Origin of the sequence: Klebsiella sp. RHBSTW-00215, from assembly GCF_014103785.1 — a bacterium.
Classification (GTDB): domain Bacteria; phylum Pseudomonadota; class Gammaproteobacteria; order Enterobacterales; family Enterobacteriaceae; genus Klebsiella.
This window is the reverse complement of the sequence record NZ_JABXQS010000001.1, coordinates 3,543,465-3,559,803: the sequence shown is the minus strand read 5'-3', so window position 1 is coordinate 3,559,803 and position 16,339 is coordinate 3,543,465. Positions and strand designations below refer to the sequence as shown.

14 protein-coding genes and 1 pseudogene are annotated in these 16,339 nt (G+C 53.5%); 11 read left to right on the top strand and 4 right to left on the bottom strand.

Annotated elements, in window-relative coordinates; all coding sequences use genetic code 11:
* Positions 1-33: 33 nt before the first annotated feature.
* Both HV127_RS16855 and mntR read right to left on the bottom strand, forming a co-directional pair.
* On the bottom strand, positions 34-1,140 hold the full coding sequence (locus HV127_RS16855; protein ID WP_182237396.1) for an anion transporter: 1,107 nt from the start codon (positions 1,138-1,140) through the stop codon (positions 34-36).
* On the bottom strand, positions 1,137-1,610 hold the full coding sequence (mntR, locus tag HV127_RS16850; protein ID WP_182237394.1) for a manganese-binding transcriptional regulator MntR: 474 nt from the start codon (positions 1,608-1,610) through the stop codon (positions 1,137-1,139). Before mntR ends, HV127_RS16855 begins: the two co-directional genes overlap by 4 nt.
* A 182-nt stretch (positions 1,611-1,792) precedes the next feature.
* Here mntR and mntS point away from each other — a divergent pair, with 182 nt between their 5' ends.
* The gene (gene mntS / locus HV127_RS16845; protein WP_110275355.1) at positions 1,793-1,918 is read left to right on the top strand and encodes a manganase accumulation protein MntS; all 126 of its coding nucleotides are present in this window, start codon (positions 1,793-1,795) and stop codon (positions 1,916-1,918) included.
* A gap of 268 nt (positions 1,919-2,186) precedes the next feature.
* The gene (locus tag HV127_RS16840) at positions 2,187-3,764 is read left to right on the top strand and encodes a phosphoethanolamine transferase (protein ID WP_182237392.1); all 1,578 of its coding nucleotides are present in this window, start codon (positions 2,187-2,189) and stop codon (positions 3,762-3,764) included.
* Between the two features lie 71 nt (positions 3,765-3,835).
* Here the strand turns inward: HV127_RS16840 and ompX are convergent, their stop codons facing one another.
* Entirely contained in the window at positions 3,836-4,348 is a 513-nt protein-coding gene (gene ompX / locus HV127_RS16835; protein ID WP_110275359.1) for an outer membrane protein OmpX, read from the bottom strand.
* A gap of 353 nt (positions 4,349-4,701) precedes the next feature.
* Between ompX and rhtA the strand changes: the two genes are divergently transcribed.
* From rhtA to ybiO, 6 genes are all read left to right on the top strand, one after another.
* The gene (gene rhtA / locus HV127_RS16830) at positions 4,702-5,589 is read left to right on the top strand and encodes a threonine/homoserine exporter RhtA (protein WP_142513193.1); all 888 of its coding nucleotides are present in this window, start codon (positions 4,702-4,704) and stop codon (positions 5,587-5,589) included.
* Between the two features lie 226 nt (positions 5,590-5,815).
* Positions 5,816-6,319 carry a DNA starvation/stationary phase protection protein Dps gene (dps, locus tag HV127_RS16825; protein WP_110275363.1) on the top strand — a complete coding sequence of 168 codons (504 nt, stop codon included), beginning with the start codon at positions 5,816-5,818 and terminating at the stop codon, positions 6,317-6,319.
* A 383-nt stretch (positions 6,320-6,702) separates the two neighbouring features.
* The gene (gene glnH / locus HV127_RS16820; protein ID WP_110275365.1) at positions 6,703-7,446 is read left to right on the top strand and encodes a glutamine ABC transporter substrate-binding protein GlnH; all 744 of its coding nucleotides are present in this window, start codon (positions 6,703-6,705) and stop codon (positions 7,444-7,446) included.
* A gap of 99 nt (positions 7,447-7,545) precedes the next feature.
* The gene (gene glnP, locus HV127_RS16815; protein WP_182237390.1) at positions 7,546-8,205 is read left to right on the top strand and encodes a glutamine ABC transporter permease GlnP; all 660 of its coding nucleotides are present in this window, start codon (positions 7,546-7,548) and stop codon (positions 8,203-8,205) included.
* Positions 8,202-8,924, top strand: coding sequence for a glutamine ABC transporter ATP-binding protein GlnQ (gene glnQ / locus HV127_RS16810; RefSeq protein WP_110275369.1), 723 nt, complete (start codon positions 8,202-8,204; stop codon positions 8,922-8,924). The genes glnP and glnQ overlap by 4 nt, the downstream gene beginning before the upstream one ends.
* A 112-nt stretch (positions 8,925-9,036) precedes the next feature.
* Positions 9,037-11,247: a mechanosensitive channel protein gene (ybiO, locus tag HV127_RS16805; RefSeq protein ID WP_182237388.1), complete on the top strand. Its 2,211-nt coding sequence runs from the start codon at positions 9,037-9,039 to the stop codon at positions 11,245-11,247.
* 4 nt (positions 11,248-11,251) lie between these two features.
* Here ybiO and rlmF read toward each other — a convergent pair whose 3' ends face one another.
* On the bottom strand, positions 11,252-12,166 hold the full coding sequence (rlmF, locus tag HV127_RS16800; RefSeq protein ID WP_182237386.1) for a 23S rRNA (adenine(1618)-N(6))-methyltransferase RlmF: 915 nt from the start codon (positions 12,164-12,166) through the stop codon (positions 11,252-11,254).
* A 95-nt stretch (positions 12,167-12,261) separates the two neighbouring features.
* Here rlmF and HV127_RS16795 point away from each other — a divergent pair, with 95 nt between their 5' ends.
* The 3 genes and pseudogenes from HV127_RS16795 to ybiX all read left to right on the top strand — a co-directional run bounded on the left by HV127_RS16795 (position 12,262) and on the right by ybiX (position 16,321).
* Positions 12,262-12,876: a flavin reductase family protein gene (locus tag HV127_RS16795; protein WP_182237384.1), complete on the top strand. Its 615-nt coding sequence runs from the start codon at positions 12,262-12,264 to the stop codon at positions 12,874-12,876.
* 425 nt (positions 12,877-13,301) lie between these two features.
* A pseudogene (locus HV127_RS16790) lies at positions 13,302-15,598 on the top strand (catecholate siderophore receptor Fiu).
* Between the two features lie 45 nt (positions 15,599-15,643).
* Positions 15,644-16,321 (top strand): PKHD-type hydroxylase YbiX, encoded by a 678-nt coding sequence (gene ybiX / locus HV127_RS16785; RefSeq protein WP_182237382.1) that lies wholly within the window; start codon positions 15,644-15,646, stop codon positions 16,319-16,321.
* Positions 16,322-16,339 lie beyond the last annotated feature (18 nt).

Here is a 16,339-nt window from a genome sequence, read left to right as displayed (position 1 = left end):
TTCCTGTTTGTTTCTTGCCCAATTCTCTGAAAATCAGCGTTGCAGTAACCCGTAGCCCACCAGCGCCGCCCACAGCAGCATGGGTAGAGAATAGAGATGGAAGCGCCACCAGATACGGCGATCGCCCGCCATGCGCAGCGCAATCAGGTTCGCCAGAGAGCCCGGCAGCAGGCCAAAACCGCCCACGTTGACCGCCCAGGCCAGCAGCACCGAAGGCGGAACGTAGTTAAGCAGTAAAATAGTCGCCGGAACGTTGCTGATAAACTGCGACAAGCCAATCGTCGTCAGCCATAACCCTCCGGCAGAAAGCTGTCCGACGCCGTTGAGCGCATGCTGTAGAACCGGGAGCTGGGTCAGCAGGTGAACGTCAATGAACATCGCCATAAAGACCAGCAGCAGCGACCAGTCGACGTTAATAATCACCGCCCGCGCCAGCAGCAGAAAACCCAGCGCAATCAGCACCAGCCCCCACAGCTCTTGCTTCAGCTCTAAGGCGGTCAAAAAGACCAGATAGAACGCCAGGCAGCCCCAGACCAGCTTCGGCCGCCATGAAGGCGATCTGTCGCTACTCTGATAGTTAAGGGGCTTCGCAGGAAAACAGAACCAGCACAGCGCCAGCAGAGTGATCATCATCGCCGCCGCCAGGGGCAGCATTTGACCGATGAAAGCCGGGAAAGAGAGGCCGGAACGCCCCCACAGCAGGATGTTTTGCGGATTGCCGATAGGTGTCAATAAAGACCCGGCGTTGACCGCCAGCGCTTCAAAAATAATTAATCGGCTGGTTGGAATAGCGCACCATTTTTTTAACGTCAGCGTAAGCGGCACGACGATAAACAGCGCGACATCATTGGTTAAGAAAGTGGAAAGTAGCGCGGCGGCCAGCACCATAAAAATGGCTAACTGGCGCTCGGTCACAAAACGGCGCGCCATTTTGCGGCCGAGCACATCAAAGTAGCCGCTAAGTTCGATGCCTTTGGTCAGTAGCATCAGCCCGCTAAGAGTAATAATCGTGTGCCAGTCAATGGCGTGAAGCCAGCTTCTGGGTGCAAACGGGACAAAAAAGCTTAAAACAACGCCAACAATCAGCAGCAGATGTAAAAAGCGGTCGCGGGCCAACGACTGAACAAAGACGAGATTCATTCCCCTTGCGACCCCTGCTTAAGGGTAAACTGTTTAAACATCGCCAGCGTCTCTTCGCTAACATGGTGCTCCATCCCTTCGGCATCGCGACGGGCTATCTCCGGGCTGACCCCAATCACCAGTAAAAAGTTTTCGACGATCTGGTGACGTTCACGACTCTCGTGCGCCAACTTCTCGCCTTCAGGAGTTAAAAAGATCCCTCGCCACGGGATCTGTTCGATCAGCCCAACGCTCGCCAGACGTTTTAACATCTTCGCAACCGTTGGCTGCGAAACGCCAAGACGTGCGGCCATATCTACCTGACGAGCCTCACCCACTTCGAGGATCAGATCGGAGATAAGCTCGACGTAGTCATCAATTAACTCCCGACGATGCGCCTCGCGCACCTGACGAAACCCTTCAACGTGTTCTTCGACATTCACTAGCTGCGTCACTTTTTTAGTTATTGGCTTAACTGCGCGACGGTTCATTGTGCTTCCTCATTCCTGTGACGCATCAAGCATCATCTAAAAGGACCCCCATTGTAATGGATCGTGCACAGAGAACAAAAATTTAACGTTTTAGCCATAGCTATACAATATAGCCTGTGCTATATCTGTATGTAATACACACATCCTTCAAGGAGCGAAGGACGAAATTACAGGAGGTCACCATGAACGAATTCAAGAGGTGCTTAAACGTGTTTACTCATTCCCCTTTTAAAGTTCGGTTAATGCTTGTCGGTATGCTGTGCGATCTGATCAACGGCAAACCTCAGCAGGATAAACCGAAAAACTAATGCGGCGTCGCGGTACGCCGCTTCATTTTTCTGCCACAATTCCCCGCCAAACTGTCTGGTTCCTCCGTATTTCTGCGACTTTTTTCAAGTTTTGTAAGCATCCTCCCAAAACAATCTGTTATGGATAGTTGACCTTAACATTTGCAAGCCCTATCTTTTGTCAGCCCTGCCACTACTGCGGCTCGCAGAGACCCTCTTCAGGCACTGTCCAGCAGGTTTTACCCCTTGATGCCAGGGGACGCACATGGCTCTTTTTTGATTGTTTATTATGAATGTCACGCTGAAAGAAACGCTGGTCGCCCGCGGAGTGGTACTGAACCCATGGACAGGATTCTACTTTTTACAATCGCTGTTTATTAACCTGGCGCTTGGCTACGATTTTAGCCTGCTCTATACCGTTGCTTTTACCTGCGTACTGCATCTGCTATGGCGGAGCTTTCCGCGTGCGCAAAAAGTGGTGATTGGCGCTTATTCGCTGTTAGCAGCCATGTACTATCCTTTTGGCCAGGCCTACGGCGCGCCAAATTTCAATACGCTGCTGGCGCTGCATGCCACCAATATTGAAGAGTCCACCGAGATCCTGACCATCTTTCCGTGGTACAGCTATCTATTAGGCGTGTTCATCTTTGCGCTCGGCGTGATTGCCGTGCGCCGCAAACCGCAAGCGTCAACGCGCTGGGGTAAAATCGACACCCTCGGCCTGCTATTCTGCATCGGCATTTTCTTCCTGCAACCGGTGCAAAACCTCGCATGGGGCGGCGTCTTTAAGGTTATCGACACCGGCTATCCTGCCGTGCGCTTCGTGAAAGATGTGGTGGTGAATAATAATGAAGTGCTGGATGAACAAGCGCGGATGGCCCAACTGGCAAACATAAAAGATAGTTGGCACGTGCTGGCGGTGAAGCCAAAATATCATCTGTACGTGGTGGTCATCGGAGAAAGCGCACGCCGCGATGCGCTCGGCGCCTTCGGCGGCCATTGGGATAACACGCCGTTTGCCAGTTCGGTAAAAGGTTATCTGTTTAATGACTACATCGCCGCCAGCGGTTCAACGCAGAAGTCGCTCGGTTTAACGCTCAACCGCGTCGTCGATGACAAGCCGCAGTTTCAGGATAACTTTGTCACCCTCGCCAACCGCGCCGGTTTTCAGACCTGGTGGTTCTCGAATCAGGGACAGATTGGCGAATACGACACGGCAATTGCCAGTATCGCCAAACGCGCTGATGAAGTGCAGTTCCTCAAAAATGGCGATTTTGAAGCCAATAAAAATACCCAGGATGAGCAGCTCTTAAAACTTACCGCACAGGTGCTTGCCACCCGTCGTACCCAGCCGCAGCTGATTGTCCTGCATCTGATGGGCTCGCACCCGCAGGCCTGCGATCGCACCAAGGGAAAATACACCGTTTTCGTTCAGTCGAAAGAGACCTCCTGCTATCTCTACACCATGACGCAAACCGATACGCTGCTGAGCAATCTTTATAGCCAGCTACAAAACTCCGGCGACACTTTCTCGATGACCTATTTTTCCGATCATGGTCTGGCGTTCAAGGAGCGTGGGAAAGAGGTGCAGTATCTGGCGCACGATGATAAGTATCAGCAGAACTTCCAGGTGCCGTTTATGGTGCTGTCCAGCGACGATAAAGCGCATAAGGTCATTAAAGCGCGGCGCTCGGCCAATGATTTCCTCAGCTTCTTCTCGCAGTGGACCGGGATCAGCGCTCAGGAGATTACTCCGCGCTATCGTTTTATCTCCGAGCAGAAAGCCGGGGCGACGTACATCACCAACTTCCAGCTGAAGAAAGTGGACTACACCCATTTGGGCACCGACGCTTTCACCGTCAATTAAGTCTGGCGACCTGAAATCGCAGGCAAAAAAAATCCGCCCCTCGAGGCGGATTTTTTACATCACCGAAGTGATTAGAAGCGGTAACCTACGCCAGCAATCCAGGTGCCAACGTCAACGTTACGAATGCGTGACTGCTCGTAGGAGAAGTCCAGAGCAACGTTTTCGATCGGGTTGAACTGCAGGCCAGCACCGTAAGAGAAACCGTAGTCGCTCATATCAGATTTGTTCGGGTAGCTGTTGTCCTGGAATTTACCGTAACCAACACCCACTACACCGTAGATGCTTGCCCAGTCATTCAGACGGTAAGCCGGACCAGCGGTGATACCGTAGTACTGGCCTTTCTTGTAAACGCCATCTTCGGTACGATCTTTAGCGGTATAGGTGAAAGAACCGATAACGCCCAGCGGGTTATTGTCTTGCTCGTAGCGGTATTTCAGGTTGAAACCACCTGCTTTGTTCGCTTCGCCCTGCATGTCGCTCTGAGCGTAACCACCGGTAACGGTAGACGTTGCAGCGAAAGCAGTGGTGCCTACGGATGCAGCCAGTACAACGGCCAGTGCTGAAAAACGTGCAATTTTATTCATAACCACCTCAAATGTGTTTCTAATAAGTCCTAAGTCTTAAATATATCAAAAACTTTTGGGAAACTCTTTTCACTTTACACTGTCTAACGTACTTTTTCATGTAACCAAAAGTTTCCACACTTCTATAACAAACTGGAAAACAACCTTTTTTAGCGGATACATACATATTAAGGCTCACAAAGCGCCCGATATGCATCCAGATTATTCCTAATCATCTGGTGAATTTATCTTCTCACCTCATCTCATTGTACTGCTCCCGGGGCGGATTATTTCAACATTAGCTAAACCGCCGCCGGGTAATTCCTTTACACTGGAACCTTTACCGCGTTTGACAAAATTTGACAGGAGAAAGGATGCCCGGCTCGTCCCGCAAAGTACCGGCATGGTTGCCGATACTGGTTATTATCATCGCCATGATTTCCATCCAGAGCGGCGCATCGCTCGCGAAATCGTTGTTCCCATTAGTGGGTGCACCTGGCGTCACCGCCCTACGTCTGGCCCTGGGAACCTTAATCCTGGTGGTGGTCTTCAAGCCCTGGCGCTTGCGTTTCGCCCCGGAGCAGCGTTTACCGCTGCTGTTATACGGTCTGTCGCTTGGCGCGATGAACTACCTGTTTTATTTATCGATTCAACATATCCCGCTGGGAGTTGCGGTCGCGCTGGAGTTTACCGGGCCGCTGGCCGTGGCATTGTTTGGCTCTCGCCGCCCGCTGGACTTTGTGTGGGTGGCTCTGGCGGTGCTCGGACTGTGGTTCCTGCTGCCGCTGGGGCAAGACGTTTCGCAGATAGATCCAATGGGCGCGCTGTTGGCGCTTGGGGCAGGAGCCTGCTGGGCAGTCTACATTCTCACCGGCCAGCGTGCCGGGGAAGAGCACGGCCCGGCAACGGTGGCGATGGGTTCGCTTATCGCCGCAGTGGTTTTCGTGCCGATAGGGATGATTCAGGCCAGCGATACGTTATTTCAGTGGGCGCTACTGTTGCCAGGGCTCGGGATCGCTATTTTGTCGACCGCTCTGCCCTACTCGCTGGAGATGATCGCCCTTACCCGCATGCCCAGCAAAACATTTGGCACGCTGATGAGCATGGAACCGGCCCTTGCCGCGCTTTCCGGGATGGTGTTTCTTGGCGAGATGCTAACCCTCGTGCAAACGCTGGCGCTGGGGGCAATTATCCTCGCCTCAATGGGCTCCACTTTGACGATGCGTCGGGAAAGTAAAATAAAAGAAGTCGACATTAACTGATCGCAGGCTCTGCTTGATGACAACCCATCACGCAGAGCCTTAGTTAATTGATTTATACGATATAAAAACCGTCCAACAGACCTGTGCTATCAGACCGATAGAGACTACCGCCACTGCAAACTTCATATCCGTTGCTATACTTAATTCCGCAAGTTATTGGGACGAGACGCTCGCATAGTTCAAATTTGAAGTATGACGAGTACAAATATCAAGAGGATATGAAACTATGAGTACCGCAAAACTGGTTAAAACTAAAGCAACGAATCTGCTCTATACCCGTAACGACGTCGCAGATAGCGCGAAGAAGGCGACCGTTGAGCTGCTGAATCGCCAGGTGATCCAGTTCATTGACCTGTCGTTGATTACCAAGCAGGCTCACTGGAATATGCGCGGTGCAAACTTCATTGCCGTTCATGAAATGCTGGACGGCTTTCGCACCGCGCTAGTCGACCATCTTGATACCATGGCTGAACGTGCCGTACAGCTTGGCGGCGTGGCGCTGGGGACCACTCAGGTCATCAATAGCAAAAGCCCGCTGAAAAGCTACCCGCTGGATATCCATAGCGTGCAGGACCATCTGAAAGAGCTGGCCGATCGCTACGCTATCGTCGCTAACGACGTGCGTAAAGCCATCGAAGAAGCAAAAGATGAAGATACTGCAGATATCTTTACCGCTGCTTCCCGTGACCTGGATAAATTCCTGTGGTTCATCGAAGCCAATATCGAGTAATGCCAACTGCCGTCAGCCCCGCTGGCGGCTTTTTTTTGTTCCACCACCTCAATCGCCTTAATGCACCACATCAGTGCACTAAAGTGTTCAAAATACGCACCAAAGTAAATCAATTGTAATAATCACCTCACACAATCGTTACGGCGAGATTGTTTTCCCCTCTGGTTTTGCGTTAAAAATGCTCTTGTTATGCGATGTGCTTATGATGCACCAAAACAACGCCCCACAATGGTGCAATTAGCGTTATCCGTTATCAAAAGCGTGCAATGAGATTCATCCTGGTTGTTGTAAAACAACAAGTTGTAAAACTGGCACGATTTTTTCATAAGACTATTCGTTTCGTTCTCGCAGGGGATCATCCCGTGGATAAAAAAGGAAATGCTATGAAGTCTGTATTTAAAGTTTCACTGGCTGCACTGACCCTGGCTTTTGCGGTTTCTTCTCACGCCGCTGATAAACTGATTGTCGCGACCGATACGGCATTTGTTCCGTTCGAATTCAAGCAGGGCGATAAGTACGTTGGTTTCGACGTCGACTTGTGGGCTGCCGTCGCCAAAGAGCTGAAGCTGGACTATACCCTGAAGCCAATGGACTTCAGCGGCATTATTCCGGCGCTGCAAACCAAAAATATCGACCTCGCGCTGGCGGGAATTACCATCACTGAAGAACGTAAAAAAGCAATCGACTTCTCTGATGGCTATTACAAAAGCGGTCTGCTGGTGATGGTCAACGCCAATAATAATGACATCAAAGATGTTAAAGATTTGAACGGTAAAGTGGTGGCCGTGAAAGGCGGTACCGGCTCCGTTGACTACGCGAAAGCCAATATCAAAACCAAAGATCTGCGTCAGTTCCCGAACATCGACAACGCCTATATGGAACTGGGCACCGGTCGCGCTGATGCGGTACTGCACGATACGCCGAACATTCTTTACTTCATCAAAACTGCGGGCAACGGCAAGTTCAAAGCGGTCGGTGATTCACTGGAAGCGCAAGACTACGGTATCGCCTTCCCGAAAGGCAGCGATGAACTGCGTGAAAAAGTGAACGGCGCGCTGAAAACGCTGCGTGAAAACGGCACTTACAACGAAATTTATAAAAAATGGTTCGGTACTGAACCAAAATAATAATGAGCGTTTTCTCTTCCAGGCCTGCTGATAAGCAGGCCTGAATGGTTTTCTCAGAGGGTCTACCTCTGTTTTCGACACGGTAACAGGAACACATTTATGCAGTTTGACTGGAGTGCCATCTGGCCCGCCATTCCAATTTTGCTGGAAGGCGCCAAAATGACGCTGTGGATTTCCGTCCTCGGCCTGGTCGGCGGCCTGATAATCGGCCTGGTGGCTGGTTTCGCCCGCTGTTTCGGCGGTTGGATAGCCAATCACACCGCGCTGGTTTTTATCGAAATCATTCGCGGCACCCCGATTGTGGTGCAGGTGATGTTTATCTACTTCGCCCTGCCGATGGCGTTTAGCGATTTACGTATTGATCCGTTCTCTGCAGCGGTAGTCACCATTATGATCAACTCCGGTGCCTATATTGCGGAAATCACCCGCGGCGCGGTGTTGTCCATTCACAAAGGCTTTCGCGAAGCGGGCCTGGCGCTCGGCCTTTCACGTCGGGAAACTATTCGCCACGTGATCCTGCCGCTGGCGCTACGCCGCATGCTGCCGCCGCTGGGCAACCAGTGGATTATCAGCATCAAGGATACTTCGCTGTTTATCGTCATCGGCGTTGCCGAACTGACCCGCCAGGGCCAGGAAATCATTGCCGGTAACTTCCGCGCGCTGGAAATCTGGAGCGCCGTTGCCGTCATTTATCTGATCATCACCCTGGTGCTGAGCTTTGTTCTGCGTCGTCTCGAAAGAAGGATGAAAATCCTGTGATTGAATTTAAAAACGTTTCCAAGCATTTTGGCCCAACTAAAGTGCTGCATGATATCGATCTGAAGATCAGCCAGGGCGAAGTGGTGGTCATTATCGGGCCGTCCGGGTCCGGTAAATCAACCCTGCTGCGCTGTATCAACAAACTTGAAGAGATTACCAGCGGCGAGCTGATCGTCGATGGCCTGAAGGTCAACGATCCTAAAGTCGACGAGCGACTGATTCGTCAGGAAGCAGGCATGGTGTTCCAGCAGTTTTATCTGTTCCCGCATTTGACGGCGCTGGAAAACGTCATGTTTGGCCCGCTGCGCGTTCGCGGTGCCAGTAAAGCGGCGGCGGAAAAGCTGGCGAAAGAGCTGCTGGAAAAAGTGGGGCTGGCGGAGCGTGCACACCACTATCCTTCTGAGCTTTCCGGCGGTCAGCAGCAGCGCGTGGCGATTGCCCGCGCGCTGGCCGTGAAGCCGAAAATGATGCTGTTTGATGAGCCGACATCTGCGCTGGACCCCGAACTGCGCCACGAAGTGCTAAAAGTGATGCAGGATCTGGCCGAAGAAGGCATGACCATGGTCATCGTCACCCACGAAATTGGCTTTGCCGAAAAAGTGGCTTCGCGCCTGATCTTTATCGATAAAGGACGTATCGCAGAAGATGGCGATCCGCAGGTACTGGTTAAGAACCCGCCAAGCCCGCGCCTGCGCGAGTTTTTGCAGCACGTAGCCTGATGCCCAACGGCTCTCCCCATTCGTGGAAGAGCCGCTTTCCAGAATCATCCCAACCTCACCCTCCAGATCTCGTCTTCTATACTTATTGGTTTGAGATGCAATGGAGGTGCCTGTGCTGCGGATTCTGTTACTGCTCGCCATGCTGTTTACCACCCCGCTATTCGCCGCAACGCTGCCCGGCGTGCCGGCTGCCACGACTGACCAGCCCGGCAGCAGCGAGCCCGATCTTGAGCAGAAGAAAGCCGCCTACGGCGCGCTGGCCGACGTGCTCGAAAACACCGATGCTCGTCAGGAGCTTATCGACCAGTTGCGTAAAGCCGCCGCCACGCCTCCGCCCGCCAGCACGCCAAAGCTGACGCCGCCCGAAGTCGAAGATGAGACCACGGTGCTGGAAAACGTTACCCAAATCAGCCGCGAATACGGCGAGCAGCTCTCGTCACGTTTCTCCCAGCTCTGGCGTAACATCACCGGTTCTCCGCATAAACCCTTCAATTCAGAAACGTTCAGTAACGCCGCCTGGCACTTTTTACTACTCGCAGGGCTGGTTTTTGCCTTCTGGTGGCTGGTGCGCCTGGCGGCCTTGCCTCTGTATCGTAAAATGGGCCACTGGGGACGGCATAAAAACCGCGATCGCAGCAACTGGCTCCAGCTCCCCTCAACCATTGCCGGGGCTTTTATCTTTGACCTGCTCCTGCTCGCGCTAACCCTATTCGTCGGCCAGCTTTTAAGCGATCGCCTCAACGGCAATAATTCCACTATCGCTTTTCAGCAAAGCCTGTTTCTCAACGCTTTCGCGCTGATTGAGTTTTTCAAAGCCCTTCTGCGGGTTATTTTCTGTCCACGGATCCCTGAACTACGGCCGTTCAATCTCAGCAATGAGGCAGCGAAATACTGGAATTTGCGCCTGAGCGCCCTGAGTAGCCTGATTGGCTACGGCCTGATCGTCGCGGTTCCCATTATTTCCAATCAGGTCAACGTCCAGGTTGGCGCGCTGGCCAACGTCATGATTATGCTGTGTATTACCCTGTGGGCGCTGTACCTAATTTTTCACAATAAGGCATTGATTACTCAGGGGCTTATTCAGCTTGCCGATCGTTCATTGGCCTTCTTCAGTTTGTTTATCCGCGCCTTTGCCCTGATCTGGCACTGGCTGGCGTGCGCCTACTTTATCGTGCTGTTTTTCTTCTCGCTGTTCGACCCCGGCAATAGCCTGAAATTTATGATGGGCGCGACGTTACGCAGTCTGGCGATTATCGGCGCTGCTGCGCTGGTTTCTGGCATCTTGTCGCGCTGGATTGCCAAAACCATCACATTGTCGCCAGAAACCCAACGCAATTATCCCGAGCTGCAAAAGCGGCTTAACAGCTGGATATCCGCTTCGCTAAAAGTCGCGCGGATATTAACGGTCTGCGTGGCGATCATGCTGCTGCTCAGCGCCTGGGGGCTGTTCGATTTTTGGAGCTGGATCCATAACGGTAGCGGGCAAAAAGCGGTAGATGTTCTGATTCGCATCGCGCTGATCCTGTTCTTCTCGGCGATTGGCTGGACGCTGCTCGCCAGTCTGATAGAGAACCGCCTGGCGTCGGATATTCACGGTCGCCCGCTGCCGAGCACCCGCGCCCGGACGCTACTGACGCTGTTTCGCAACGCGCTGGCGGTGGTGATCAGCACCATTACGGTGATGATCCTGCTTTCGGAAGTGGGGGTGAACATCGCCCCGCTGCTGGCCGGTGCCGGGGCGTTGGGCCTCGCGATTTCGTTCGGTGCGCAAACTCTGGTCAAAGATATTATTACCGGGATTTTTATCCAGTTTGAAAACGGCATGAATACCGGCGATTTGGTCACTATTGGACCGTTAACCGGCACGGTGGAACGGATGTCGATTCGCTCGGTCGGCGTGCGCCAGGATACCGGTGCCTATCATATTATTCCGTGGTCTTCGATAACCACCTTCGCCAACTTCGTGCGCGGCATCGGCTCAGTGGTCGCCAACTATGATGTTGACCGACAGGAGAGTCTGGATAAGGCCAATCAGGCATTGAAAGAGGCGGTAGCGGAAGTGATGGCGCAGGAAGAGGTTCGCGGGCTGATCATTGGCGAACCCTCTTTCGCCGGACTGGTGGGCTTGAGCAATACCGCCTTCACCCTGCGGGTCACCTTCACCACCCTGCCGTTGAAGCAGTGGACGGTTCGTTTTGCCCTCGATACCCAGGTGAAAAGACATTTCGACCTCGCTGGCGTCCGCGCACCGGTGCAGACTTATCAGGTGCTACCAACACCGGTACCTGTCGGGCCGCCGACTCCTGCGGAGCCGACGTTATAGCAGATTAAAACGGACGGCGGCGTTTGGCTTCGTCCATAAAGGTCCAGGCGATAAAGCGGCTTTGCTTGTTGCCCTGGGCCATCTCTTTTTTCACCACTTTTACCGCGCCGACGTCGGTCAGCGCGCGATACAGCAGCGGCAAATTGTCGCCGCGGGAAACCAGTGAGGTAAACCACTTAACCTGACGGCCAAACTGCTGGCTCTCCTGAATCATCTGAGTGATAAAGGCTACCTCGCCTCCCTCGCACCACAGCTCCTGCTGCTGGCCGCCAAAGTTGGTTACGCTATCTTCGCCCAGTCCCAGATTGCGACGCTTGCGCTCGCCGCCTTCCCGCGCGCTGGCGGCGGAATCATGGAACGGCGGGTTGCACAGGGTCGCGTCGTAAGTTTCGTTTTTATGAATAATGCCGGTCAAAATCGCTTTGGTATCTTTTTGGCGACGCAGGCGAATCTGGCGAGTCAATCCAGGGTTGCCGTTGACGATAGCCTGCGCGCTCGCGAAAGCCTCAGCATGCGTTTCACTGCCGGTAAAACGCCAACCGTATTCGTGCACGCCAATCAGTGGATAGATGCAATTTGCGCCGACGCCAATATCAAGAATGCTGGCCTGCGAGGGAATAGTCCCGGTGTCCAGCGCCAGCAAATCGGCGAGGTGATGAATGTAATCAGCTCTTCCCGGCACAGGCGGGCAGAGAAAGCCCTCAGGGATATCCCAGTGTTTCACCGCGTAAAAGTGCGCCAGCAGCGCTTTATTCAGCGCCTTCACCGCCAGCGGGTTGGCAAAGTCGATGGTCTGCTCACCCACCGGATTGAGAGTGATAAAGGCCTGAAGCTCAGGGTGGGCCTGGCACAATGCGGGCAAATCGTAGCGTTGGTGGTGGCGGTTACGCGGGTGTAACCCCGGTTTCTGGGCTTTCATGGCAATCTCCTTTGAACAGCCGCGTAAGATACCCGTTGACGGCGGCGCGGTAAATAAGTGAGTCTGGATATCTACTCTTTCGTCATGGGTGTCGTATGTACTTCTATCAACCTTCGCACGGACACGGTCTGCCGCACGACCCGCTTAATGCCATTATCGGGCCTCGGCCCATCGGCTGGATCGCCTCGCTGGATAGCAGCGGGCAGCGCAATCTCGCACCCTACAGTTTTTTTAACTGCTTTAACTATCGGCCACCAATTATCGGTTTTGCCAGCAGCGGCTGGAAAGATAGCGTGCAGAATATCGTCGAAACTAAAGAGTTCGTCTGGAACCTGGCCACTCGTCCTCTGGCGGTAGCGATGAACGAAACGTCCGCCAGTATACCGCGTAATGAGGATGAATTTTCACGCGCCGGGCTCACGCCCGCTGCCAGCCGTATTGTCAGCGCCCCACGGGTTGCCGAAAGCCCGGTGAACTTCGAATGTCGCCTCTCGCAGTGCATCCAGCTGACCACCGCCGACGGCATGGCGGTTGAAAGCTGGCTGGTGCTGGGCGAAGTGGTGGCGGTGCATATCGACGAGTCGCTGCTGGAGGAAGGGATTTACCAGACCGCTAAAGCCCAGCCGATTTTGCGCGCCGGAGGCCCCAGTGCTTATTACGGCATCGATGAAAGCTTGCGCTTTGATCTTGTTCGTCCGGACGCACGCTAACCCCTTCATCCTAAACTACGCGAACTGCAATATATACCCTAAATAATTCAAGTTGCTTAAAGGCGGCAAGGGAGTGAGTCCCCGGGAGCATAGATAACTATGTGACCGGGGTGAGCGAGCGCAGCCAACACATAAGCAGCTTGAAGTATGACGGGTAGAGGGCCCACATCCAGGTTGGGCTCGTTCCGCTTTTATCCTCGCCCATAACGCCCCTTCTTTATGTAGAAAAAATCCAGTCAATGTAAATAAATGTATTTATTTTTTTATAAATGAGTGATAAAAATTCGGCCGTTGTTTGATAATGATTATCACAATCATTATCAAAAGCATTGCTTTTGTTAAAAATCACCTGCAGTGGTCGGGGCGAAGCATCGCTTCGTCTGCGGTCGTTATGGCCTAATTAAAACTATAAGTCACTTATTGATATGGAAAAAAATAACAATTTGCCGTTCAGCAGTTTCAACTCACTGACAATCTTCACCGGTTTATGCCTGAGTCTCTCTCCGACCGGTCAGGTGCTTGCAGCGGACAGCACTGAAAAGAATGCTGGCGAAACGCTGGTGGTCGAAGCGCAAACTCCATCGCTGTATGCGCCGACTCACTCCGCCGATCCTAAGTTTTCTCGTCCGATCGCCGATACCACGCGAACGGTCACCGTTGTCTCTGAGCAGGTGATGAAGGATCAGGGCGTCACCAACCTCACCGATGCGCTGAAGAACGTTCCCGGCGTGGGCGCGTTCTTTGCTGGTGAAAATGGCAACTCCACCACCGGCGACGCCATCTACATGCGCGGAGCGGATACCTCCAACAGTATTTACGTCGACGGTATTCGCGATATCGGCAGCGTCAGCCGCGATACCTTCAACACTGAACAGGTTGAGGTCATCAAGGGGCCGTCTGGTTCCGACTACGGTCGCAGCGCGCCGACCGGTTCAATCAATATGATCAGCAAACAGCCGCGTCTGGACTCCGGTATCGATGCTTCAGCCAGCGTGGGTAGCGCCTGGTTCCGTCGCGGCACGCTGGATATCAACGAGACCATTGGCGAAACCAGCGCGGTGCGCCTGAATCTGATGGGTGAAAAAACTCACGATGCAGGCCGCGACAAGGTGAAAAACGAGCGTTACGGCGTGGCGCCATCGGCGGCGTTCGGTCTCGGCACTGAGACCCGCTTGTACCTGAACTATCTGCACGTGACCCAGCACAATACGCCAGATGGCGGCATTCCAACTATCGGTCTGCCAGGGTATTCCGCCCCCAACGCCAGCACCTCGGCGCTGAATCACTCCGGTAAAGTCGCCACCAGCAACTTCTACGGCACCAATTCCGACTACGATGATTCCACCACCGATACCGTGACGATGCGCTTCGAACACGATCTGAGCGACACCACGACCATTCGGAACACGACCCGCTGGTCTCGCGTGAAACAGGATTATCTGATGACCGCGGTGATGGGTGGGGCGACGAACATCATCCAGCCTAACCCTGATGATGTTGGCACCTGGACCTGGTCACGTCTGGCAAACACCAAAGACACCAGCAACAAGATCCTCACTAACCAGACTAACCTGACCTCGAAGTTCTACACCGGCTCCATCGGCCATGACGTCAGCACCGGTGTGGAATTCACCCGCGAAACGCAGACCAACTACGGGGTTTATCCGCTAACGCCGCCGGCGGTGAACATTTATCACCCGAACAGCGATATCTCCATCGGCGGCCTGGACCGCAGCGGCGCCAACGCCAACGGGCAAACGGGCAAACGGATACCTTCGGCGTTTATGCCTTCGACACCCTGCAAATTACTCAGGACTTCGAACTTAACGGCGGGATCCGTCTGGATAATTACCAGACCAAATACGATAGCGCGAGCCTGTGCGGCGGTACCGGACGCGGTGCTATCGCCTGCCCGACGGGCGTAGAGAAAAATACACCGGTCACCACCGTCGATACCTCCACCAGCGGTAACCTGGTGAACTGGAAAGCCGGTGCACTGTATCATCTGACCGATAACGGCAATATCTACGTCAACTACGCCGTTTCTCAGCAGCCGCCGGGAGGCAGCAACTTCACCCTCGCACAAAGTGGTACCGGCAACAGCGCCAACCGTACCGACTTTAAACCGCAGAAAGCAAAAACCAGCGAAGTCGGAACCAAGTGGGAGCTCATGGACAAGCGCCTGCTGCTGACCGCCGCCCTCTTCCGTACTGATATTGAAAACGAAGTCGAACAGAACGACGACGGCACTTATTCACAGTACGGTAAGAAACGCGTGGAAGGCTATGAGATCTCTCTGGCCGGTAATATTACTCCTGACTGGCAGGTTATCGGCGGTTATACCCAACAGCGCGCCAGCATTAGCGAAGGCGCGAATACCGCTCAGGATGGCACCAGCGCGCTACCGTATACGCCAGAGCACGCATTTACCGTCTGGAGCCAATATCAGGCCACTGAGGCTATCTCCGTTGGCGCTGGCGCACGCTACGTTGGCAGTATGCATCGCGGCAGCGACGGCGCAGTCGGTACGCCGTCCTATACCGAAGGCTACTGGGTAGCGGATGCCAAGGTGGGTTATCGTATTAACCGTAATCTCGACCTGCAGCTGAACGTCTATAACCTGTTTGATACCGACTATGTTGCCTCTATTAATAAGAGCGGTTACCGCTATCATCCGGGGGAACCACGGACCTTCTTGTTAACCGCCAATATGCATTTCTGATCCACGATGGGGCGGCAACGCCCCGTTTCTTCAGGAGACAAAATCATGATGTACCATATCCCCGCCGTCCTTAGCCCACAGGAAGTAGACTATTTCACCACCCAGCTCCAACAAGCCGATTGGGTTGACGGCCGCGTAACTACTGGCGATCAGGGCGCTCAGGTCAAAAATAACCAGCAGGTAGACACCCGCAGCAGCTTGTATGGCGAACTTCAGGCAACGGTCGTCGCAGCGCTGAATCGCAGTTCGCTGTTTTTTGCCGCCGCGCTGCCAAAAACCCTTTCCAGCCCGCTGTTTAACCGCTATCAGCAGAGTGAAACTTATGGATTTCACGTTGATGGTGCGGTGCGCAGTCAGGCCCAGGGCGGCTGGATGCGTACCGATCTCTCCGCCACCCTCTTTTTATCCGCCCCGGAAAGCTACGAGGGCGGCGAGCTGGTGGTTAACGACACCTACGGCCAGCACTCGGTTAAGCTCCCGGCTGGCGACCTGGTACTCTATCCTTCAAGTAGCCTGCACTGCGTCACTCCCGTTACAGTGGGTACCCGCGTGGCCTCATTCTTATGGGTTCAATCCATGATCCGCGACGATAAGCACCGCGCCATGCTGTTTGATCTGGATGGCAATATTCAGAAGTTAAAAAGCCGCCACGGTGAAAGCGACGAAGTGCTCTCTCTGCTTAATCTGTACCATAACCTGCTGCGCGAATGGTCAGAGATCTAAGCCTTGTCTGGTCATTTT

Excerpts from the sequence above, each read along its gene's own strand:
- HV127_RS16855 (WP_182237396.1), bottom strand. The coding sequence starts at position 1,140 with ATGAATCTCGTCTTTGTTCAGTCGTTGGCCCGCGACCGCTTTTTACAT.
- mntR (WP_182237394.1), bottom strand. The coding sequence starts at position 1,610 with ATGAACCGTCGCGCAGTTAAGCCAATAACTAAAAAAGTGACGCAGCTA.
- mntS (WP_110275355.1), top strand. The coding sequence starts at position 1,793 with ATGAACGAATTCAAGAGGTGCTTAAACGTGTTTACTCATTCCCCTTTT.
- HV127_RS16840 (WP_182237392.1), top strand. The coding sequence starts at position 2,187 with ATGAATGTCACGCTGAAAGAAACGCTGGTCGCCCGCGGAGTGGTACTG.
- ompX (WP_110275359.1), bottom strand. The coding sequence starts at position 4,348 with ATGAATAAAATTGCACGTTTTTCAGCACTGGCCGTTGTACTGGCTGCA.
- rhtA (WP_142513193.1), top strand. The coding sequence starts at position 4,702 with ATGCCCGGCTCGTCCCGCAAAGTACCGGCATGGTTGCCGATACTGGTT.
- dps (WP_110275363.1), top strand. The coding sequence starts at position 5,816 with ATGAGTACCGCAAAACTGGTTAAAACTAAAGCAACGAATCTGCTCTAT.
- glnH (WP_110275365.1), top strand. The coding sequence starts at position 6,703 with ATGAAGTCTGTATTTAAAGTTTCACTGGCTGCACTGACCCTGGCTTTT.
- glnP (WP_182237390.1), top strand. The coding sequence starts at position 7,546 with ATGCAGTTTGACTGGAGTGCCATCTGGCCCGCCATTCCAATTTTGCTG.
- rlmF (WP_182237386.1), bottom strand. The coding sequence starts at position 12,166 with ATGAAAGCCCAGAAACCGGGGTTACACCCGCGTAACCGCCACCACCAA.
- HV127_RS16795 (WP_182237384.1), top strand. The coding sequence starts at position 12,262 with ATGTACTTCTATCAACCTTCGCACGGACACGGTCTGCCGCACGACCCG.
- ybiX (WP_182237382.1), top strand. The coding sequence starts at position 15,644 with ATGATGTACCATATCCCCGCCGTCCTTAGCCCACAGGAAGTAGACTAT.